Origin of the sequence: Microcoleus sp. CAWBG640 (genome assembly GCF_020883015.1) — a bacterium.
GTDB lineage: Bacteria > Cyanobacteriota > Cyanobacteriia > Cyanobacteriales > Microcoleaceae > Microcoleus > Microcoleus anatoxicus.
The window spans coordinates 24,281-45,334 of the sequence record NZ_JAHRFC010000044.1; the positions used below are offsets into that span (position 1 = coordinate 24,281).

Here is a 21,054-nt window from a genome sequence, read left to right on the forward strand (position 1 = left end):
ATCATATAGCTAATCTCCAATCTAAAATCTAAAATCTAAAATCGGTCGATCGCTCTCAAAATTGTTAAGATATATTAAAAACCGCACAAATCCTGACAGATGCTAGAATCAGAAGCGAAAAAACCAGAATCCCAGCCAGAAGTGCGCTGTATCTTAGTTTGTCAGCACCAATCTTGTCTCAGAAATGGTTCAGCAGCAGTCTTAGCTGCCTTTGAAGCCCATCCAATTTCGGGAGTGAAAGTGGAGGCTAGCGGCTGTCTGGGACAGTGCAATACAGGCCCGACTGTGCGAGTAACACCAGACGAAATCTGGTATTGTCGAGTTAAACCGAGCGATGTGCCCCTAATTGTGGAACAGCACCTCCTGGGGGGAAAGCCTGTCAAGGCGCTATTCAATCCGAGAATTCATCTCTACTATTCATGAAAATCCCAGGAATTGCGATTAGTTTGTTAATGCTGCTGAGTCATTCATCGGCGGTTTTCGCGCAAATTCCAGCAGTTTCAGGGGATATTTGTGTGGTAGACTTAGCTATGAAGATAGATGCGATCGCCAATCGTGCTGAATTTAGCCGATCGCGCTGGGGCATTTTGATTCAACCCCTATCTTCTCCTACGACTCTCTACAGTCGCGACTCCCAAAAATACTTTATTCCCGCCTCAAATGTCAAGCTTTTAACAACAGCGGCTGCTTTACAGAAACTCGGCGCTGATTTTCGGATTAAGACATCGGTTTATAGTGGCGAAAATGGTAATTTACACATTGTCGGTAGGGGCGATCCGAGTATTGCTGAGGCTCAGTTAAAATCCTTGGCTCAGCAGTTAAAACAGCGGGGAATTAGTCGAGTTAACGAGTTGATTGGCGATGACAGCTATTTTCAAGGTAATGCTGTCAATCCGAATTGGGAATGGGAAGATACCCAAGCTGGCTACGGCGCGCCCATCAATAGTTTGATTTTCAATCAAAATGCGATCGAGCTAATTTTATCACCCCAGGCGATCGGGCAACCACTGAAAGTTACTTTTGCTCAACCAAAGCTGACAAATCAATGGCAAATTGAAAATAAGTCTGTGACAGTCGGACAAAATGAATCAGAATTTATTGAGGTTGGCAGAGATTTCGGGCAACCTCTGCTGCAAGTTCGCGGACAGTTGAGATTTGGTGCAGAATCTGAGTCGGCTTACGTGGCAGTGGTGAATCCTGCTCATCATTTTTTGCAACAGTTTCAGCAATCTCTGGAGGCGGAAGGAATTGCGGTTAAACAGGCTTTAGTGGCATCTAATTCTCGCTATTTAAATCAAAAATTAGCAACGATTGAATCGCCACCAATGGCAGAATTGGTGAAAGAAACTAATCGGGAAAGTAACAATGTTTATGCAGAGGTTTTATTGAGATTGTTGGGGAAATCTACAGGTAAGATGCCTGGGCCACAAGAGGATACAATGGAAGTTGGTTTGAAAGAGTTAAAAACAACTTTAACTCAATTAGGTGTAAATCCCGATAGCTATGTATTAGTTGATGGTTCTGGATTGTCTCGCCACAATTTAATTAGTCCAGAAGCCTTGGTGCAAACTTTGAGATTAATGGCGAATTCACCTTCGGGATCTGTTTACCGTGCGTCTTTACCTGTGGCTGGGGAGAGCGGAACTTTGAAAAATCGTTTTACTACACCAAATCGAGTCATTTTGCAAGCAAAAACTGGAACTTTGAACTCCGTTGCAGCGCTGTCGGGATATGTGGAAGTTCCGAATTACGAGCCGCTGGTGTTTAGCATTATGGTGAATCAATCGGATCTGTCTACTGCCAAAGTGCGATCGGCGATCGATGAAATTGTGCTGTTATTAAATCGCCTCAGCCGCTGTTAAAAAAGCCAACTATAGTATGAAATTTTTACAGATTAACTGCGATCGGCTACAATGAAAGCAGAAAAATTAAAACCAGTAGGTTGCTGGAGTAGGCAGCCCGTTTGGGGTGCTTGTATAACCAAAAGGTAAGTATAATTTTCACAATATGAAATTTTTAGATTCCGAACAACAGCATATCTTTGTCGAAACCAACAAAATCCGCTTGCACTGCGTTTCCCAAGGTGAAGGCGAACTTGTCTTGCTCTTACACGGGTTTCCAGAGTTTTGGTATTCTTGGCGTCACCAAATTCCTGCCTTGGCGCGTCATTTCAAGGTGGTAGTCCCGGATTTGCGCGGCTACAACGATTCGGACAAGCCAGCAAGTGGCTATGATTTGGATACGCTGAGTGCAGATATTCGCGGTTTGATCGATCGCCTCGGCTATACAAAAGCTCACATTGTCGGTCATGATTGGGGAGGGGTTATCGCGTGGCATTTAGCTCAAAAATTCCCCGAAAAGCTCAACCGTTTGGCAATTTTAAACGCTCCTCACCCGCAACGCTTCGTGCAAGAAATGGCGAGTAACTTAGATCAACTCCGTCGCAGTTGGTATGTTTTTGCTTTTCAGGTTCCTGGTATTCCCGAATGGTTAATTCAGCAAAACTTGAAAGATTTTGTGCAAAATGTGTTTCAAGGACAAGCTATTCGTAAAGGCTCTTTTAGCGCTGAAGAAACTAAGATTTATCAGACAGCTTTGGAAAAGCCTGGAGTATTGGGGGCTGCGGTGAATTATTACCGGCAGATGTTTCATCCGCAGAGGCTGTGGAATTTGGGGCATCCATGGGAAACGGTGAAGGTTCCTACTTTGGTGCTTTGGGGAGAAGAGGATGCGTTTTTGAGCCACAAACTGGTGGAAGGTTTAGACCGATTAATTTCTGCTCCGTTTAAGCTAAAGTTAGTTCCGAATTGTGGCCACTGGATTCAGCAAGAAGTTCCGCAAACGGTGAATCGAGAATTGCTCAGTTTTCTGAGAAATTCTTCTTCTTTGGTTTTTTGACGGCAAATAATTAGCCCCTGCAATCAATCAGTTGAAAAGAGTCCTGGAGGCACAGCAAAACAAGAGCCCCGACTTGTTTAACAAATCAGGGCTCTAACAGCAGAATAGTGAACTACTCACCGCGATACCTGGTACTCCAGGTATCGCGGGAGCTGCTGTACTCACAGTTAAAAGATTTAGATTTCTTCCAAATCTTCAACATCTTCCATATCTTCTAGATCTTCTAGATCCTCATCGTCCACAGGAGCGACAGAATTAGCAGAAACCACAGCACCAGTAGCAAGTTTTTCTCTGACTAATTTCTCAATTTCATTTTTGAAATCGACATTTTTCTCCATGTGTTGGATTACTTTGTCTCGTCCTTGAGCAATGTTATCGCCGTTATAGCTATACCAAGAACCTTTTTTCGTAATTACTCCCATTTCGTCTGCCAAGTCAGTCAGACAGCCTAAAGTAGAAATGCCTTTGCCAAATACAATGTCAAATTCGGCAATGCGGAAAGGCGGAGCAACTTTATTTTTAGCAACTTTAACTTTCGTGCGGTTTCCGTATTCCTCTGTGCCTTTTTTCAAGGTTTGAATCCGGCGAATATCGAGCCGCACGCTGGCATAAAATTTGAGAGCATTACCGCCGGTTGTAGTTTCGGGATTGCCGTAAGTTACGCCGATTTTTTGCCGCAATTGGTTGAGGAAAATCACGGTACAGCCAGATTTGCCGATGTTGCCGGTGATTTTCCGCAAAGCTTGGCTCATCAACCGGGCTTGCAAACCCATGTGGGAGTCGCCCATGTCGCCTTCAATTTCGGCGCGGGGGACGAGGGCTGCTACGGAGTCAATTACGACGATATCGACGGCGACGGAACGGACGAGTTGATCGACTATTTCTAGCCCCATCTCTCCGGTATCGGGTTGGGAAACTAGGAGATTTTCAATATCGACACCCAAGGCTGAGGCGTAGGTGGGATCTAGGGCGTGTTCGGCATCGACGAAGGCGGCGATACCCCCGGATTTTTGGACTTCGGCGATCGCGTGTAGCGCTAGAGTGGTTTTACCGGAACTTTCTGGGCCATAGATTTCAATGACTCGGCCTTTTGGCAAACCGCCACCCAAGGCGATGTCAAGTGTCAGGGCTCCGCTGGGAATGGTTTCTACCCTCATGCGAGTGGCGTCTCCCAATCGGACGATCGCCCCTTTGCCAAAGCTACGCTCGATCTGGGAAAGTACCGCAGTCAGGGCTTTTTGCTTTTCGGGGCTTTCAGTAATTTTTGTAGACGTATCTTTTTTTGCCATTTGCGGTACACAGGTAGGGCCCTTGCGGAGCTTGTTGATTAACTGTACAACACGTATGTTAGCAGTTATTTTGGGGGTGGGGGGGTTCTCGGAGGATTTGATTCACGATTCTTGATTTTGCTGAAGCTCAGTCTGCTGGCTCATCTGATTTTAGATTTTGGATTTTGGATTTTGGATTTTCTACTGGTTCCCAGGCTCTGCCTGGGAAACCATGTCCAGAGGCTCTGCCTCGAACGGCTTGCATTAAAATTGGAGGCAGAGCCTCTAGATCTGCGTTACCAGGCAGAGCCTGGTAACGAGTAATTTTAACTGGTTTAACTGGTTCCCAGGCTCTGCCTGATACCGAGTAATCGCAACAATTAAGGCAAGCATGGAATCTACAATACGTCAAGACAAATCTGTCGATCGCACTAATTCCCGGTGGCTGCTGGGCTTATTGGCGATCGCTATTTTACTAGGCATCGGATTTCGAGGCTTTGAGCTCGATCGCAAACTTTACTGGCACGACGAAGCATACACCTCGCTGCGGGCTGCTGGTTTCACTAGACAAGAAATCGACGACGAACTATTCCAAAACCGGATTGTTCCCGCGCCGGAATTACAAAAATATCAGCGCATTAAACCAGGAAGTACAGCAGCAGACACAATCCATTCTTTAGCACTAGAAGACCCACAGCATCCGCCTTTATACTTTCTGATGGCTCGCCTTTGGATGCAGGAATTTGGCAGTTCTCTGACAGCATCCCGTACTTTACCAGCACTATTAAGTTTGCTGTCCCTGCCTTTAATGTACGCTTTAGCTCAAGAACTTTTTGCCTCACGTTTAACGTCGTTATTAGCGACAGCACTGTTAGCCTTATCTCCCTTTGATATCTTATTTGCTCAGACCGCAAGGCAGTATAGTTTACTGACAGTAACAGTTATTGGCAGTAGTTTGCTGGTGCTGAGAGCCTTGCGGTTGCAGCGTTGGAAAAATTGGGTGTTGTATGGATTGTCGATCGCTCTTGGTTTATACACCCATCCTTTTTTCATCTTAACACTAATTGCACAGGGCATATTTGTGATGTGTTACTGCCTGTTTTTTGCCAAGACCAAATTGCGAGGTCATGTAATTAATTCACATTTTTTCTTGTCAGTAATAGGCAGCTTGATTATTTATGCTCCTTGGATTTACGTCCTAGGTACTAATCTGCAAAGAGCTTCAGATACTACAGATTGGACGCGAGTTGCTCCCGGATTACTTTATTTGGTCAAATTGTGGATTTTGAGTTTTACGGCGCTCTTTTTTGATTTAGATTTCGGTTTTTATAGTATTTGGACTTTTCTGGCTCGATTGCCATTTTTGATTATAATTGTAGCAGGTATTTACCAAATATTTCACCGCACTACCAGTAGCCATAGGTTATTTATTTTACTATCAATTTTTGTGCCTTTTTTGATGCTAGCATTGCCGGATCTAATCATCGGCGGTAAACGCTCTGCTGTGAGTCGTTATCTGATTTCCTGCTTTCCGGGAGTGCAGCTAGTGGTGGCTTATTTCCTCGCAAATAGTGTCAAAAATCGGCAGCGGTTCTGGGAATTCATTTTGGCTGGGGTATTTACAGCAAGTATAGTATCTTGCGTTGTTAGCGCTTTTGCTGATACTTGGTGGAGCAAAGACGTGAGCTATTTTAATGCTGAAGTCGCCCAGAAGATTAATCAAGAGGCGATCGCTAATCGGTCAATCAAAGATACAATTGTAATTAGCGATCGCGGCAACGATTTTACGAATATGGGCGATTTGCTTTCTCTGAGCTATTTGCTTGACAAAGACGTGCGGCTGATGTTAATGAGTCAGTCACCAGACCTGGAGATGCTGAACAAATATTCGGCTCCCCTGGTGTTTCGGCCTTCGGAAAAATTGCGATCGGCATTTAAACGAAATCAACTGCGGTTAGAGCCTGTATTAGCGAACGCTAGACTTTTTCGAGTGCGGCGAGCTGACTAAACAACATAGTTTTGATTTGTTATTGGTAGGGTAAGTCAGCCCAAATATTTGACTAAATTCAAGTATTTGGGCTGACCTTAAATAACTATCTAGGAATTTTTGTCAATTTCCCCGAAGCTCACTACGACTCAATATTCCCGATACCGACTACGACGAGGAACAGGATTTATTTTCGTTAATTATCTTGCGAAATCCTCATTTTCAAATTTTGACATTCTCAATCTCTTTATCAGACTGTAAAGTAGATTGAGCTAAAGGAGACAAAAGTGAAGGTGGTGGCAGATACAAGGGTTGCTTAACCCAAGAACTACTCAATAATTCCAATATCTGAGTCGGAGTCAGTCGAGCGATACCCAATAATTCAGCAGTCCAAGCCGGGACTGGCATATCAATCAGTTGACTGACAAGTGCTATGCATCCATCTAATACAGGAGTTTGTACTCCTGCGATACGCGCTAAGCTTTGAAGGGGAACAGCACCGTAAGGGACATCCTCTGTTAGGTAGCGATCATCAATAGTATCCATAAACGAGTGTTGATACGCGCTCGTCTGCTGAAGGTTTTCGTAGATTGATAAACCAGACGTATGATATTCAGCTTGATGCCAACTCATCCAATCATCCAGTTTTAGACCGTAAGCTTGTCCGATTTTGAGACGCTCATTGTCTAGAGCCACAATCAAATTAACACTACGAGGTCCTACCTCGTGATAAAACAAATGTGACTCTCCCTTTTCCAAAGTTCGTGCTGAAGTTAACATCAGAGGGATATGAGTAATATCATTTCGTTTCTCCAAAGCAACCTCCAAAGATGAGCCTGCAATCTTTAAATTACTGAACCAAGCCTGCAAAGTATTGAAGATCCGTTCTGTCATCGTTGGTGTTTGGGCGCTGATACAGACTTGACCTTTTTTTGCCTTAATCTCAACTGTGGTGTCTGATTGTAGGCAGCAGCAAAAAGGGCTGCTTGTAGCACTCGCAACGGCTGGCATCTTGGATTCTAAAACGCCACTTGAAAGCAACTGTTGGCGGAATACCCAATCATCCAACCGACTCCCACAGAACAATACAATGTTCATTTCTGAATAAACGTGTCGGGATATGATGCGAGCGTACTCCACTAAATCATTACCGCGACAGCAAATGATTACTGTGGAAGGTAGCCGCCCTAACTGTGCGGATATGGCTTGCATTTGAGCTGAAAAGCTGGCTATTTGATAATTGCCACATAAAACTTGACCTATAGCTTTAATAGTCAATGTTTTGCTGATTGGCAAAAAACGGCGAGAAAACATATGTACATTGACACCTTGGGAACTTAAGAAAGCAGCAACAGCAAAACCTACGTGTCCTCCACCCATCACCATGACATCATTAGATAGGAACTTCATCTAAACCTCCAGTTAATAGCCGAAATTTACGAATCTTTTACTTGCCAGCAACCTCAATTTTTGAGGATTTTATCTCCAGGATGGGTATATATAGCAATCCTAAATGATTGTCTATGTACAAATGTACTGATGAATTTTGGGTAAAGCACATTTACGTTCGTTGTCTTGATAATGATTTAGGACTGCTATATCAGACAAGACCAAAAAGTTCGGAAGCCTTGTCTTTTGCATCATTCGAGTTCATTCCCTTGTCTTGCACCAGGAATTTGGCATAATTATCAGCATCCACAAATTTACCAACAATCTCCAGTTCTATCGGCGTTAAGGGAGGACTGACAACTATGCCACTCTCATCTGCCACTATCAAACTTCCTAAAGTGACTCGTGTTCCCAAGATGGAGATTGAGCAGTCAACTTCTTCTTCCCAAAGCTCTCCGTAGGCTCCACAGCATGTGGTTCCTAATGTCCAAATGGAACGCTCTTCTGGAATACTCTCTACATCTCGCAGCCTGCCACCAATTACTATACCAGCAACTCCTTGTTGGTATAGGCTCTGTTCAACAATGGCACCAATGGGAGTGTTTGGTCCAGCCGAAGGTTCTATTTCAATAGCGACAATTCCTCCTGTCGGTACGTTTACCATGAAGTTGGCATCTTTGGGTTGGCGATCGCCAATTAATTCAAATCGAGCGGTACGCTTGACAACCCCTGTCATCTTTCTAATTCCTCGCTTCGGCTCCAGTCCTAAAATAATTCCTGGTTTCTGTTGCTTTATAAAGCGAACTGCATCAAAAAAATTACTGCTGGTAAGATTTTTCTGTTGAGCCAAGTCAGTAATTGTCAAAATAGATTGGTTACTTGTTTCAGAGGTTATGTTGCTCATTGTTAATCTCTCTAAGAAATCATCATTAACCTACAGGGTGATTTTTAGGGGTAATATCCAGAAGAATTTTCCCCTAAATACTTAGTTAATCAGGACTGACGCACAACTTCTATATGTGTGGTGATTGCAACGAATTTATTGGTCGCCAAAAAGACCTTAAAGACTTGCTAAAATTTATCTCTCTCAATTATCGTGCGCCCATTATTACGGTCGATGGCATAGGTGGTGTCGGTAAAACTGCACTGGTAGTAGAGGTGGCTTATCAGTCTTGGGAAGCCAAACATGGTATCGCCACCGATGCACCAATATTTGATGCGATTATATTCGTTAGTGCCAAAGAAAATTATCTTTTACCTCATGGCATTGTGCCACGACTTCAAAGAGAAAGTACGTTACGAGATATTTTTAGAGTGATTGCATCTACTTTGAAGGATCAAAGCATTACTCAATCGACACCAGAAGACCAACTAAACCGTGTTTATGAAAGTCTGAGCAAGCAGAAAACCTTACTGATTGTCGATAATTTAGAGACTATTGCAGAGAAAAAAGAGGTTTTAGCTTTTCTATCTGATTTGCCACCAACTACGAAAGCAGTCATCACTACCCGCGAACAGGTTGTGATTCATGCTCCTATTCGTTTGGACTGCTTGCCAGAAGAAGACAGTCTGCACCTGATTTTGCAACAAGCTACAGAAAAAGGGGTGATACTGAATGACCAACAGTCAAGAGGGCTTTACGAGCGTTTTGGAGGTGTTCCAATTGCTTTGATTTATGCAATCGGTCAGCTAGCTAGCGGTTATTCTCTAGAAACGCTATTAGATAAATCAAGTCCTCTTCCTGAAGATGTAGCACATTTTTGCTTTCAGAATTCGGTGCAACCGCTTAGGGGACAACCGGCTCACAAATTGTTGGTGTCCTTGGCTATTTTTCACGCAGCTCCTGTCTGGGATGTTGTGACTGAAGTGGCTGGACTCAAAACCGATCCGATTAATGCAAATAAAGGCTTTGCCAGACTTCAGCAACTATCTCTAGTACGCCAGCAAGAAGGACGATATGAGATGTTATCTCTCACCCGCGAATACGCTTTAGCAGAACTTGCTGCTTATTCAGATTTTGAGCAAGAAGCAAGAGAGCGTTGGGTAAGGTGGTATTTAGATTTTGCCCAGCGCTACGGACAACAAGAATGGAACGAATGGCATATCCAGTTCGATCGCTTAGAAGCAGAAGGTGTTAACCTTTTAGAGGTGCTTGAATGGTGTGCTGTTCTGGAACGTTATCAAGATGTTAAAGATTTATGGAAGAGTTTAAAAAATTATTCCCATATCTATGGATATTGGGAAGATCGTCTGTTTTGGATGCAATGGCTAATTGAGGCATCCGAGCGACGCGGGGATTGGTCAATTGCTGTATTTGCTATGTCAGAAAAAGGTTGGACACTTAGTTTGATCGGGCAGCTAGAAACTGCCGAAAAATTTTTATTACGAGCTTGGAGTTTGCATGAGTATGCGATTTTTGATTGTCAGGCTGACTTGGCTAATCATTTAGCTCACTTTTATCTAGAAAAAAAGCAATACGAACAAGCTCTACATTGGTTGAATGTAGAAGAAAACTTGTTGAATAATAGTCCGTTAGAAGGACGTTATTACACTCGCCACCGAATTGCCAATGAATACTATAGGGCTAGGTTTGAGTATGAAACAGGAAAGTATAATACCGCTAAATTAATTTATAAAACAATATTGAAAAAAGCTGAAGATATTGATTGGCAGCGAGCCGTTTATCATATCCAGGGTAAAGTAGCTATAATTGAAATGAAGGAAGGTAACTTGAACGAATCTGAAAATATTTTAAAGAGAGGTTTAATTGTATTAGAACGTAACAAAGACAAACGAGAAGTTTATGTATATCAAAGCTCCTTTGCTCATTTAGAGCAAATACGGGGAAATTATATAGAAGCCCGCAAGTGGGCTACCAAAGCCTTTGAGGGTTTTAATAGCCTTGAGATGAGGCGGGAAGCAGAAGAAATGAACTCATTGCTTTATTCCCTGGAATAAGCAGCGCTATCGGGGATTGTTGCCGAATGATTTGATGGATATTATTGCGGATAATCAACTACACTTTGACAGCGGTACTGAAACTGGTACGGTGTTTCATTTAATGGGTTGTTTGTCGGAATATGGTAAATTGGGATTGACAAGTATTGGCAATTCTTCCCAAGAGGCAGAGGAAATTTATAATAAAGTTGTGAAAGTTCTCGATCGAGAAACGTCATGCTAAATCTGCTGGAATGATATCACCCATCAACCCACAAACCCCGGCGGTTGAAACCGCGTCTACACAAATGAAACCCGACGAGAGCGGGTTGAAGAATCGATCGCACAGTGCTCTGAAATTCCATATTTCTTAGTCCGCGGAGGCGGACATCGTTTGTATAGACGCGGTTTCCAACCGCCGAGAATTTGAATGGTAGCTAATTTGTAGGGGGATAAAGGGGCGAAGAGTCGATGGAACCTGTACGATTGAGAGGCCAAAAACGCACAATTGCCCTACCAATAATATTGGGCTTGGGTACATAGCCCCAATAGTGACTGTCGCAGCTTTGGTTGCGGTTGTCCCCCAGCACCAAGTAAGAGTTTTGAGGTACTACTGCGGGCCCATAGGGATAATGGGGAATTTCTTCAATATATTTTTCCTGTAGGGGCTGCTTGTTGATATAAACTTTTCCCTCTCTGACTTCGACGCTGTCTCCTGGAAGTCCAATTACTCGCTTAATATAGGCATCTTTGATTGGCGGTGGTTGTCCCGTACACAAGCTAGCCGAGTCTGGAGGTGTAAATACGATAATATCTCCTCGGTGAGGATCTTGAAATCGATAGCTCACCTTATCGATAATTAAGCGATCGTTAATTTGCAAAGTGGGGAGCATCGAACCTGTGGGAATGTAACGAGCTTCGGCAACCAGAGTGCGGATGCCAAAGGCTAAGACTGCTGCTAAACCGATGGTCTTAATTCCTTCTATCCAAGGGTTTTCGGTGTCCTGGGGTGGTTTTTCGTCGCCTGACTTGTCTAAACGAGTCATAGAGTATTGTAGTGACTGAACTGGATACCAATTTTGACACTCCCTGTCCGTCAATAGACAGGGATTATTCAATAATTTTACAGTATAAATTTACTAATATCAACAATTAGAATCAAAGAACTCAACTCCCTACTAAACAACTAATAATTTTTAAGGAAATTTATATTTCTTAGTATTCAGTCAACTATTTTAAGTATAAAATGTTTCCTAGCTAGCAAGCTGTTTACTCAATTAATTGTATCTTATGGCTCCCACATCAAGTTTATTGATCCGCCACGCTCGTATTCTTTTGCCGAATGGTGAGTTTTTGCTAGGGGACGTGCAAATCTGCGATGGCAAAATAGTCGGAGTTGCTGCTGAAATTGTCGCATCGGGCGATCGAGAAATAGACGCGAGCGGTTTAACTTTGTTACCGGGAGTAATTGACCCCCAGGTACACTTCCGCGAACCGGGTTTGGAACACAAGGAAGATTTGTTTACGGCTAGCTGTGCTTGCGCTAAAGGCGGTGTCACCTCGTTTTTGGAAATGCCGAATACGCGACCTCTGACCACCACTCAAGCTGCTTTAGATGATAAATTGCGCCGCGCGGCCGAGAAGTGTTTGGTGAATTATGGCTTTTTTATTGGAGCAACCTCTGAAATCTTACCAGATTTATTGAGCGCCAATCCGACATCGGGAATTAAAGTTTTCATGGGTTCGATGCACGGCGACTTATTGATGGATGACGCAGCAGTTTTAGAGGCGATTTTTGCTAAGGGCGATCGGCTAATTGCGGTACACGCCGAAGACCAAGCTAGAATTAATCAGCGTCGTCAGGAATTTGCTGGGATTTCTGATGTGGCTATTCATTCACAAATTCAAGACAATCAAGCTGCTTTGTTGGCTACTGAGCTAGCTGTGAAACTTTCTAAAAAATATCAGCGCCGTCTGCATATTCTGCATCTATCTACCGGAGAAGAAGCGGAGTTTTTGCGCCAAGAAAAACCGAGTTGGGTGACAGCAGAAGTGACACCACAGCATTTGTTGTTAAATAGCAGCGCCTATGAAACCATTGGTAGTTTAGCTCAAATGAATCCGCCTTTGCGATCGCCCCGCGATAACGAAATACTGTGGCAAGCTTTACTCGACGGCGTAATTGATTTTATCGCCACGGATCACGCGCCACACACCTTAGCCGAAAAAGCTCAAACTTATCCAAATACACCGTCAGGAATGCCCGGTGTTGAAACTTCTTTGCCTTTGATGCTGACAGAAGCTATGAAGGGAAGGTGTACAGTTGCTCAAGTTGCTAATTGGATGTCAACGGCAGTTGCTAAGGCTTATAAGATTCCGAATAAGGGTAAAATAGCCCCTGGTTTTGATGCGGATTTGGTCTTAGTAGATTTGGAGAAGTATCGCCCAGTTGTGGGAAAAGAAATGGCGAGTAAGTGCGGTTGGAGTTCCTTTGAAGGTTGGAATTTGACTGGCTGGCCTGTGGTGACTGTTGTGGGAGGAAAAGTGGTTTTTGAGAATGGGAAATTGGATACAAATGTGAGGGGAAAAGCCTTGACATTTGACGCAGATATGTAGGGGAGAAGCATTCGGGACACAATCGATGAAAGATACGCAAAGTATGGTGCCCGAATGCTTCGCCCCTACGGGTGATGGAATGAATCAGGATTGTATAAGGGCAAATCCTGTAATTGCCAATTACCAATCAATTCAATTTGTCGCCCACTATCGCAATAATTTAAACGAATTTGCAAATAATTATCTGGTTTGTAGGGCAATTTTTCCGCCCATTCAATCGCTACAATTCCCAAATCCATTTCTAATCCGTCCCAATAACTTTCTAAGTGCAAAGCCTCCACTTCGTCTGTTTCTAAACGATACAAGTCTAAATGATAAAGAGGAATTCTCCCTGTTAAATACTCGTTAATGAGGGTAAAAGTAGGACTTTCAATGGAATCTTGAATTTCTAAACCTTCAGCGATGCCTTGAACTAAAGTAGTTTTGCCAGCGCCCAAATCTCCTTCTAATAAGATGACAGTGCCGGCGGGGAGCGATCGCCCTAATGTTACACCCAACTGGCGCGTAGCTTCAGCATCGGGAAGAGAAAGTATGATTTTAGTCATTAGTCATTTGTTATTTGTTGTTTGTTATTTGTTGTTTGTTTTAATAACCAATAACATTAGTCAACCGTCAATAACTTAAATATTTTGGGCGCGACTGTACCAACGCAGCAACATCCCAGCTAATCTCTGAGAATTGTGACGAATTAAACCGGTATTTTCATCTTCATCCATGACATTGGCAATCACAATTCGCCTCCCCAATTGCGTTACTGCTTCTCGATCGAGTACCACAGGATAGGAATTCTCCTGAGAATAACGGATCAAAGCCTTTGCAGAAGGGACTTTTCCTTGAACTACTACAGCATCAAATAGTGGCCGGCCGCAAGCACGGTCGATCGCCCGAATATGATCCGCTACCGTATATCCATCAGTTTCCCCCGGCTGAGTCATAATATTGCAGACATAAATGCGCGGAACTTGACTATTGGCGATCGCCTCAGCAATTTCTGGCACCAATAAATTCGGAATTACACTCGTATATAGACTCCCTGGCCCAATAATCATAAAATCAGCTTCCTGAAGCCCTTCCACAGCCCTCGGCAAAGCCGGAGGATTAGCAGGAGTGCAGCCTATTTTGAGGATTTGCCCGTTAGCTTTGGTAATGCTGGACTCCCCCTCGATTCTCCGGCCGTCCGCCAGTTCTGCCCACAAAGAAACATCGCTCAGAGTAGCCGGCAGCACTTCCCCCCTCACGGCTAAAACTTTAGAACTAGCGGCGATCGCCTGTTCCAAGTCTCCAGCAATATCACTCATCGCCGTCAAAAACAAATTCCCAAAACTGTGACCAACCAAACCGTCACCGGCCCGAAAACGATATTGAAACAACTCAGTCAATAACTTTTCCTCATCAGCCAAAGCAGCCAAACAATTGCGAATATCACCCGGTGGTAGCACCCCAATTTCTCGCCGCAGGCGTCCCGAAGAACCGCCGTCATCGGCCACGGTGACAATAGCAGTGATTTTGGCACTATAGTCCTTCAATCCTCTCAGCAAATTGGACAGACCTGTACCGCCACCGAGGGCGACTATTTTCGGTCCGCGGTGCAACCTGCGGTGGTTGAGGAGTCGATCGACCAATTCCTCGTTTCCTTCGGGCATCAGCACTTGAGTAATTGAGTTCAAACTGCGGGTTTGTCCCCACAGAATCAACAAAATCCCGGTGGCGATGACTAGGGGACCCGATATGTAATTGGGAACGACTTCCGCAATCCACGCCAAAAAATTTCTCAATAATTGCAACAAAAAGAAAATGGGAGTCATCCCAGTCCAAATTGCTAAACCCAAACTGGCAAGTACCACACCGCTAGCACTGATCAGCAGCCAGCGTTTCACCAACAGTCCGGGGGATAACCACTTAAACCACTGGTGAACTCGCCCGTTTCGTAAAGAGGAAGGGTAAGGATTTCTGGATTTGGTCACAACCTGTCTGGTTTTAGCCCAAACACGGAGGGCTTTGGGAAATGAACTAATTGACATGGTTAATTAGTCTTAAGGGTATGGGAACAACTAAACCTGACAAATTTAGAATACAAGAGAGTTTTGATTCTGACAGTCAATTTAAGTTATTAATCATTAGTCAAGACTGAGAGAGTCAATAGCTAGACTGATGACTGGGGAATGATAACATCTTAATCGCATCTTATGGATGAGCCGTTAATCGAACTCAAGGGGATAAGTAAGTCCTTCAATCAGACTCCAATCCTTGATGGAGTCGATCTGAAGATTTATCGGGGAGAGGCCCTGGCAATTATTGGTCCTTCTGGGACTGGGAAATCTACGATTTTGCGGATAATTGCGGGTTTGCTGGTTCCAGATGCCGGTGAGGTTTTTGTTCAGGGACAGCGCAGGATAGGATGGGTGGACGACGTGACCGATCCGATCGGGATTGGGATGGTGTTTCAGCAAGCGGCTTTGTTTGATTCGCTGACGGTGGAAGAGAATGTTGGTTTTTTACTGTACCAGCATTCTAAGCTGTCGCGTCGCCGGATTCGGGAATTGGTGGAGGAAAAATTGGAGATGGTGGGTTTGCCCAAAATTGGCGATCGCTATCCAGCCCAGTTGTCTGGGGGAATGCGAAAGCGGGTCAGTTTTGCCCGTGCCATTATGGCTAATCCTGATAATGCTAGGGATAATCCAGAGGTTTTGTTGTACGACGAACCGACGGCGGGGTTAGATCCCATTGCTTCGACGGTAATTGAAGATTTAATCCGCGATTTGCAGAGGGCTCAGGGTGTGTGCAGCACTTATGCGATCGTCACTCACCAAGACAGTACCATCCGTCGCACAGCCGATCGCATCGTGTTCCTGTATCGAGGCAAGGTGCAGTGGGAGGGCCAAGTCAGCGACATTGCGACGACAGATAATTTATTAATTCAACAATTTTTTAGTGGCAGCGTTACTGGGCCAATTCAAGTCATTGGATAGTCAGTTGGCAGTTGGCAGTTGGCAGTTGTCAGTGGTTAGTTGGCAGTTGATAGTTGGCAGTTGTCAGTGGTTAGTTGGCAGTTGATAGTTGGCAGTTGGCAGTTGATAGTGGTTAGTTGGCAGTTGATAGGAGACTGTTGGCAGTTGGCAGTTGTCAGTGGTTAGTTGGCAGTTGGCAGTTGGCAGTTGGCAGTTGATAGTGGTTAGTAGACAGTGGTTAGTAGACAGTGGTTAGTAGACAGTGGTTAGTAGACAGTGGTTAATTGTTAGTATTGTTGGGAGATAGCATCATATGTCACAAACAAACTTTCAGAAGTTAGATGTTTATAAATTAGCCGAAAAATTAGCTGATGAAATTTGGAATATTGTTATAAAATGGGACGCACTAGCCAAAGATACGGTCGGCAAGCAAATTATTCGATCTGCTGATAGTATTGGTGCTAATATTGCGGAAGGAGATGGTCGAGGTAGCTATCAGGATCATCGGAGATTTATCAAGATTGCCAGAGGTTCTTTATATGAAACGAAGCACTGGTTGAGACGGGCTTATACTAGGGAACTACTAACAACTACGCAAGTAGAAACACTCAAGCCAATTATTGACGAACTGTCGCCCAGGCTAAACGCCTATCTAAAATCCATAGGCAACACATCCAAAAAAGATTAAAAACCATCAACTATCAACCATCAACTGCCAACTATCAACTGCCAACCATCAACTGCCAACTGCCAACTGCCAACTGCCAACCATCAACTATCAACCATCAACTGCCAACTATCAACCATCAACTGCCAACTATCAACCATCAACTGCCAACTGCCAACTGCCAACCATCAACTGCCAACTGCCAACCATCAACCATCAACTGCCAACTATCAACCATCAACTGCCAACCATCAACTGCCAACTGCCAACCATCAACTGCCAACTGCCAAAGGAGAAAATATGCGATCGCGAACTGTTAGAGAAGGTTCTGTCGGGTTTTTAATTTTAGTAGGAATCGGCTTATTTGGAGGCTTAGTCCTCTGGCTGCGAGGGGTACAACTAGGGAACCGCAGCTATAAATTTGTCGTAGAATTTGCCAGCGCCCAAGGAATGCAAATCGGCACACCAGTCAGGTATCGCGGGGTTAGTGTCGGTAAAATTAGTACCCTGAAAGCTGGCCCCAACGGAGTAGACGCGATCCTGGAAATTTCCCCAGGTAATTTAGTCATTCCCCGCGATGTGGCGATCGAAGCAAATAAATCTGGTTTAATTGGGGAAGCATCGATCGACATTACACCCAATTCACTTTTACCCGAATCGTTAATTACCGCCAATCCTTTGAGTGCCGAATGTCCCGCTGGAATTATCTGCAAAAATTCGCGCTTAAAAGGTCAAGCTGGAGTCAGCCTCGATGAACTAATTCGCTCCACCGTCCGCCTAGCCAATTTATACACAGACCCCGCTCTATTTAATAATATCAAAGCCCTCACTGAAAATACATCTAATACAGCCAAAGGTGCGGCCAAATTAACTCAAGAATTATCAAGCTTGACAATCTCTGCTAAAGGAGAGATTAAAAGTTTAAGTCAGTCTGTCAAAGGAGATGTTAACAACTTAACTCAATCTGTCAAAGGAGAATTGGGAACTTTTAATCAGTCAATAAAAGGAGAAGTTGGCAGCTTAAATCAATCACTGAAGGGAGAAGCGAGCAGTTTAAATCAATCACTAAAAGGAGAACTATCAGGAGTAGCCTCCGATGTATCTAAAGTAGCAAAGACGGCGGACAGTTCCACAAAAGCAGTATCTGCCGCTGCGATCGATTCAGCTAACTCAGTCACTAAAGCTGCTAATCAAATTACTTTAACAGCTAACGAACTCAATTCCCTAGTTATCAGCAACCGATCGAGTTTAGTTGCAACTCTGAATAATCTCAATCAAGCCAGTCAAGAAATCCGTGTCACCGTCAGCAGTTTGAGTCCGACTATCAATCGAATTAACCAAGGACAATTACTGAACAACCTGGAAGTTTTATCAGCAAATGCGGCACAAGCTGCTGCTAACTTGCGAGATTTATCCGGCAATCTGAATAATCCAGCCACATTCCAGTTATTACAGCAAACTTTAGATGCAGCCCGCGCGACACTTCAGAATGTCCATAAAATCACTGCCGATGTAGACGAAGTTACAGGAGATCCAGCTTTTCGCAACAATATTCGCAAGTTATTAAACGGACTAGGAGGCTTGTTCAGTTCCACGGAACAATTGCAACAGCAAGTGAAAGTAGCTCAAACCTTGGCTCCACTTTCTAGTCAATTGAATACCAATTTTAATCCTAGTGCAACGACGGTAGTTCCACCTGCTAAACCGAGCGTTCTGATTTTACAAAATAAACCAAAATCCCCGGTTGTACCATCGGAAACTGCAAAAAAAATGGAATCAGTTGGCTCTGAAAATAATCCTTGAATTATTGTATCATTGAAAATAGAAAATAAACATTTTTTCAAGCAAACTAAACCTATGACACAAACATTATCAAACCCGATCGCAATCAAGACCAAATATGCTGTAAGTTGGGAAAAGTTACCAGATGACTTTAAATTACCCGACGATCCAGTGGAAAACATCGACCAACCACTTTTAGCCGCCGCCCTCAGAGAAGCCTTGGAACTAGCAGGATTTATCATAGCAGAAATGCTGATAGCTTCTAACTTTGGACTCTGTGCCAAAGTCAATGACAAAACAGTAGTAAAAGCACCGGATTGGGTATATATTCCCTCTGTATTGCCCGCAGCCGCAGGAGAAATTCGCCGCAGTTATACTCCGAATGCGGAGGGGGAATTCCCGGCGGTAGTTATGGAATTTTTATCGGATACTAACGAGGTTGAATATTCCATGAAGCCGACATATCCTTATGGGAAGTGGCGGTTTTACGAGCAAATTTTGCAAGTACCAGTTTATGTAATTTTTGAGCCTAAATCGGGAGTATTGGAAGTGTACCGACTCTCGCTCTCTGGAGAGTACGAGCAGCAAGAACCCGATGCTAATCAGAGATTCTGGATAGAATCAATGGGATTATTTCTGGGGGTTTGGGAAGGCGAAAAATCCCAGAGAAGCGGTTATTGGCTGCGCTGGTGGGATGAGAATGGCAATTTGTTGCTGTGGGGTGCGGAACGGGTGGAACAGGAACGTTTGCGGGGCGATCGACTTGCAGCATACTTGAGAAGTCAGGGCATTGATCCCGATGGAATTTGAAGCAGTGCCTTCGCTAGTTAGACATTGCTTTGTTAGTGAGATATGTAACTTACTGTGACCAATATGATGCAGTGTATCAATTGGTTGACGGGGAGTATGAGTTGATGCAGTTCCGGGGAGACGATATAATTGAATCGGGTGCTTTTCCAGAGTTGAACTTGACTGCTCAACAGGTGTTTGAAGCAGGAATTGTGAATGAATAAGGAGCGAGTTCGCCATGAATACAATAACATTAGAACAAAAGTTAGATCAGGCCTTGCTATTTCCAGGATTAACCTGGGAACAATTCAAGATTTTAGAATCGATGCTGGATATTCCAGGTGTTCGATTGTCATTTTTAGATGGAGTGCTGGAGATAGAGAAAATGCCTGGAAGAAAACACGAAACTGCTAAGGAACGAATTGGTGCTTTGCTGGAAATCTATTTGCTGAAAGCAGACATAGATTACACTCCAACAGGTTCAGTGACTTTGGAAAGCAAAGAAGGTTTAGTTAGACGGGAAGCAGATAAATCTTACGAATTGGGTGCTGATAGAGAACGTCCAGATTTGGCGATCGAAGTTGTCGTCACTAGCGGCGGAATTGATAAACTGGAGGCTTACAAACGTCTGAAAATCCGTGAAGTTTGGTTTTGGGAAAAAAGCCAATTGTCTCTGTATGCTCTCAGAGAGGAAGGATACGAAAAGATTGCTAGTTCGGAATTGCTACCAGAACTTGATATGGCTTTGTTTGTGAGGTGTATGAATATTGCGAATCATGTTGAGGCCATCAAAGAATTCAAAAGTGCGATCGGGATTTGTAGTCAACAATAGATAATACTAGAACCTACATAATTGCTGCAAAAAAGTTTATAATGAGTAGACAACTAATAGGAAGCGCGACCATGACAACAGTCGTTCCCACCCTCAAAAAATCTGAACTCGTATACCCTAGCGCTGATGGAGAACCAGTGGCCGAAACTTATGACCATGTTTATGCAATTTTAACCACTTTAGCAGTTTTAAAACAATACTTAGCCGACCGTCGAGCTACTGTTTTAGCAAACCAATTTTTATACTACGCTCAAGGCTTCCCAAAAGTCCGCGTAGCACCTGATGTGATGGTGATTTTTGATGTAGAACCAGGTGGCAGAGATAATTACAAAATCTGGGAAGAAGGACAAGTGCCGAAGGTGATTTTTGAAATGACATCACCAGGTACTCAATTAGAAGATAAAATCACTAAAAAAGACTTGTACGAGGGGATAGAAGTTCAGGAATACTGGTTGTTTGACCCTAGAGGTGAATGGATTCCTGAAAAATTGCGTGGGTATCGACTGGGGGTAGAGGGGTATCAACTGATTACGGATAGTCGCAGCGAAGTATTGCAATTGCGGTTAGAAATAGAAGGAAAACTAATTGCATTTTATCGGGAGGATAATGGAGAAAAATTATTGATTCTTGATGAATTGGTTTCAGCTTTAAAAGTAGAACGTCAACGGGCAGAAGCAGAACGGCAACGGGCAGAAGCAGAACGTCAACGGGCAGAATCGGAAAGTCAGCGTGCTGCTGAACTCGAATCTTTGCTAGCGCGTTATCGAGAGCAGTTTGGAAAATTGCCATAGGAGAAGTCCATAGATTGCAGGTTTACTGGAGTTTAGACTAAACAGCTATTAAATCGCGATCGTCACTTCACTCAAAAACGGCAACGGTCGCTGGCGACAAGTTATGAGGCTCAACCATAAGATAGAAGTCCAGCGACCGTTGACGTTCTC

At 43.8% G+C, this 21,054-nt stretch carries 19 protein-coding genes and 2 pseudogenes; 14 read left to right on the top strand and 7 right to left on the bottom strand.

Going from position 1 to position 21,054, the window contains the following annotated elements; all coding sequences use genetic code 11:
- Positions 1-99 precede the first annotated feature (99 nt).
- The 3 genes from AAFP11_RS20010 to AAFP11_RS20020 all read left to right on the top strand — a co-directional run bounded on the left by AAFP11_RS20010 (position 100) and on the right by AAFP11_RS20020 (position 2,898).
- Positions 100-423, top strand: a complete 324-nt coding sequence (locus AAFP11_RS20010) for a (2Fe-2S) ferredoxin domain-containing protein (protein ID WP_341738642.1) — start codon at positions 100-102, stop codon at positions 421-423.
- On the top strand, positions 420-1,862 hold the full coding sequence (gene dacB, locus AAFP11_RS20015; protein ID WP_341738643.1) for a D-alanyl-D-alanine carboxypeptidase/D-alanyl-D-alanine-endopeptidase: 1,443 nt from the start codon (positions 420-422) through the stop codon (positions 1,860-1,862). Before AAFP11_RS20010 ends, dacB begins: the two co-directional genes overlap by 4 nt.
- Before the next feature lie 145 nt (positions 1,863-2,007).
- Positions 2,008-2,898 (top strand): alpha/beta hydrolase, encoded by an 891-nt coding sequence (locus tag AAFP11_RS20020; RefSeq protein ID WP_341738644.1) that lies wholly within the window; start codon positions 2,008-2,010, stop codon positions 2,896-2,898.
- 176 nt (positions 2,899-3,074) lie between these two features.
- Here the strand turns inward: AAFP11_RS20020 and recA are convergent, their stop codons facing one another.
- Positions 3,075-4,187 (bottom strand): recombinase RecA, encoded by a 1,113-nt coding sequence (recA, locus tag AAFP11_RS20025; protein ID WP_341738645.1) that lies wholly within the window; start codon positions 4,185-4,187, stop codon positions 3,075-3,077.
- A gap of 370 nt (positions 4,188-4,557) precedes the next feature.
- Between recA and AAFP11_RS20030 the strand changes: the two genes are divergently transcribed.
- Positions 4,558-6,174: a glycosyltransferase family 39 protein gene (locus tag AAFP11_RS20030; protein WP_341738646.1), complete on the top strand. Its 1,617-nt coding sequence runs from the start codon at positions 4,558-4,560 to the stop codon at positions 6,172-6,174.
- A 201-nt stretch (positions 6,175-6,375) separates the two neighbouring features.
- Here the strand turns inward: AAFP11_RS20030 and AAFP11_RS20035 are convergent, their stop codons facing one another.
- Both AAFP11_RS20035 and AAFP11_RS20040 read right to left on the bottom strand, forming a co-directional pair.
- A complete protein-coding gene (locus tag AAFP11_RS20035) occupies positions 6,376-7,563 on the bottom strand; it encodes an NAD/NADP octopine/nopaline dehydrogenase family protein (RefSeq protein ID WP_341738647.1) in 1,188 nt (395 codons plus the stop codon).
- A gap of 190 nt (positions 7,564-7,753) precedes the next feature.
- The gene (locus AAFP11_RS20040) at positions 7,754-8,446 is read right to left on the bottom strand and encodes a hypothetical protein (protein ID WP_341738648.1); all 693 of its coding nucleotides are present in this window, start codon (positions 8,444-8,446) and stop codon (positions 7,754-7,756) included.
- Positions 8,447-8,559: 113 nt separating this feature from the next.
- Here AAFP11_RS20040 and AAFP11_RS20045 point away from each other — a divergent pair, with 113 nt between their 5' ends.
- Positions 8,560-10,500: an ATP-binding protein gene (locus tag AAFP11_RS20045; RefSeq protein ID WP_341738649.1), complete on the top strand. Its 1,941-nt coding sequence runs from the start codon at positions 8,560-8,562 to the stop codon at positions 10,498-10,500.
- 4 nt (positions 10,501-10,504) lie between these two features.
- A pseudogene (locus AAFP11_RS20050) lies at positions 10,505-10,723 on the top strand (peptide ligase PGM1-related protein); the annotation flags it as partial.
- A gap of 193 nt (positions 10,724-10,916) precedes the next feature.
- Here the strand turns inward: AAFP11_RS20050 and lepB are convergent.
- Positions 10,917-11,525, bottom strand: a complete 609-nt coding sequence (gene lepB, locus AAFP11_RS20055; protein WP_341730439.1) for a signal peptidase I — start codon at positions 11,523-11,525, stop codon at positions 10,917-10,919.
- A 244-nt stretch (positions 11,526-11,769) separates the two neighbouring features.
- On the opposite strand from lepB, the gene AAFP11_RS20060 reads away from it, so the two are divergent.
- Complete coding sequence (locus tag AAFP11_RS20060; RefSeq protein WP_341738650.1) at positions 11,770-13,095, top strand: dihydroorotase; 1,326 nt, start codon at positions 11,770-11,772, stop codon at positions 13,093-13,095.
- Positions 13,096-13,160: 65 nt separating this feature from the next.
- Here AAFP11_RS20060 and tsaE read toward each other — a convergent pair whose 3' ends face one another.
- A complete protein-coding gene (gene tsaE, locus AAFP11_RS20065) occupies positions 13,161-13,640 on the bottom strand; it encodes a tRNA (adenosine(37)-N6)-threonylcarbamoyltransferase complex ATPase subunit type 1 TsaE (RefSeq protein WP_341738651.1) in 480 nt (159 codons plus the stop codon).
- A 75-nt stretch (positions 13,641-13,715) separates the two neighbouring features.
- On the bottom strand, positions 13,716-15,116 hold the full coding sequence (locus AAFP11_RS20070; RefSeq protein ID WP_341730442.1) for a gluconeogenesis factor YvcK family protein: 1,401 nt from the start codon (positions 15,114-15,116) through the stop codon (positions 13,716-13,718).
- Between the two features lie 165 nt (positions 15,117-15,281).
- On the opposite strand from AAFP11_RS20070, the gene AAFP11_RS20075 reads away from it, so the two are divergent.
- Together AAFP11_RS20075 and AAFP11_RS20080 are read left to right on the top strand one after the other, a co-directional pair.
- Entirely contained in the window at positions 15,282-16,064 is a 783-nt protein-coding gene (locus AAFP11_RS20075) for an ABC transporter ATP-binding protein (protein WP_341738652.1), read from the top strand.
- Between the two features lie 292 nt (positions 16,065-16,356).
- Complete coding sequence (locus AAFP11_RS20080) at positions 16,357-16,731, top strand: four helix bundle protein (protein ID WP_340517935.1); 375 nt, start codon at positions 16,357-16,359, stop codon at positions 16,729-16,731.
- A gap of 139 nt (positions 16,732-16,870) precedes the next feature.
- Here AAFP11_RS20080 and AAFP11_RS20085 read toward each other — a convergent pair whose 3' ends face one another.
- Positions 16,871-16,993, bottom strand: a complete 123-nt coding sequence (locus tag AAFP11_RS20085) for a hypothetical protein (protein ID WP_341738653.1) — start codon at positions 16,991-16,993, stop codon at positions 16,871-16,873.
- A 17-nt stretch (positions 16,994-17,010) separates the two neighbouring features.
- Here AAFP11_RS20085 and AAFP11_RS20090 point away from each other — a divergent pair, with 17 nt between their 5' ends.
- From AAFP11_RS20090 to AAFP11_RS20110, 5 genes and pseudogenes are all read left to right on the top strand, one after another.
- The gene (locus AAFP11_RS20090; RefSeq protein WP_341738654.1) at positions 17,011-18,513 is read left to right on the top strand and encodes an MlaD family protein; all 1,503 of its coding nucleotides are present in this window, start codon (positions 17,011-17,013) and stop codon (positions 18,511-18,513) included.
- A gap of 54 nt (positions 18,514-18,567) precedes the next feature.
- Positions 18,568-19,302: a Uma2 family endonuclease gene (locus AAFP11_RS20095; RefSeq protein ID WP_341738655.1), complete on the top strand. Its 735-nt coding sequence runs from the start codon at positions 18,568-18,570 to the stop codon at positions 19,300-19,302.
- Between the two features lie 68 nt (positions 19,303-19,370).
- A pseudogene (locus tag AAFP11_RS20100) lies at positions 19,371-19,505 on the top strand (Uma2 family endonuclease); the annotation flags it as partial.
- 14 nt (positions 19,506-19,519) lie between these two features.
- The gene (locus AAFP11_RS20105) at positions 19,520-20,113 is read left to right on the top strand and encodes a Uma2 family endonuclease (protein ID WP_341738656.1); all 594 of its coding nucleotides are present in this window, start codon (positions 19,520-19,522) and stop codon (positions 20,111-20,113) included.
- Between the two features lie 71 nt (positions 20,114-20,184).
- Positions 20,185-20,904 carry a Uma2 family endonuclease gene (locus AAFP11_RS20110; RefSeq protein WP_341738657.1) on the top strand — a complete coding sequence of 240 codons (720 nt, stop codon included), beginning with the start codon at positions 20,185-20,187 and terminating at the stop codon, positions 20,902-20,904.
- Positions 20,905-21,054: the final 150 nt, after the last annotated feature.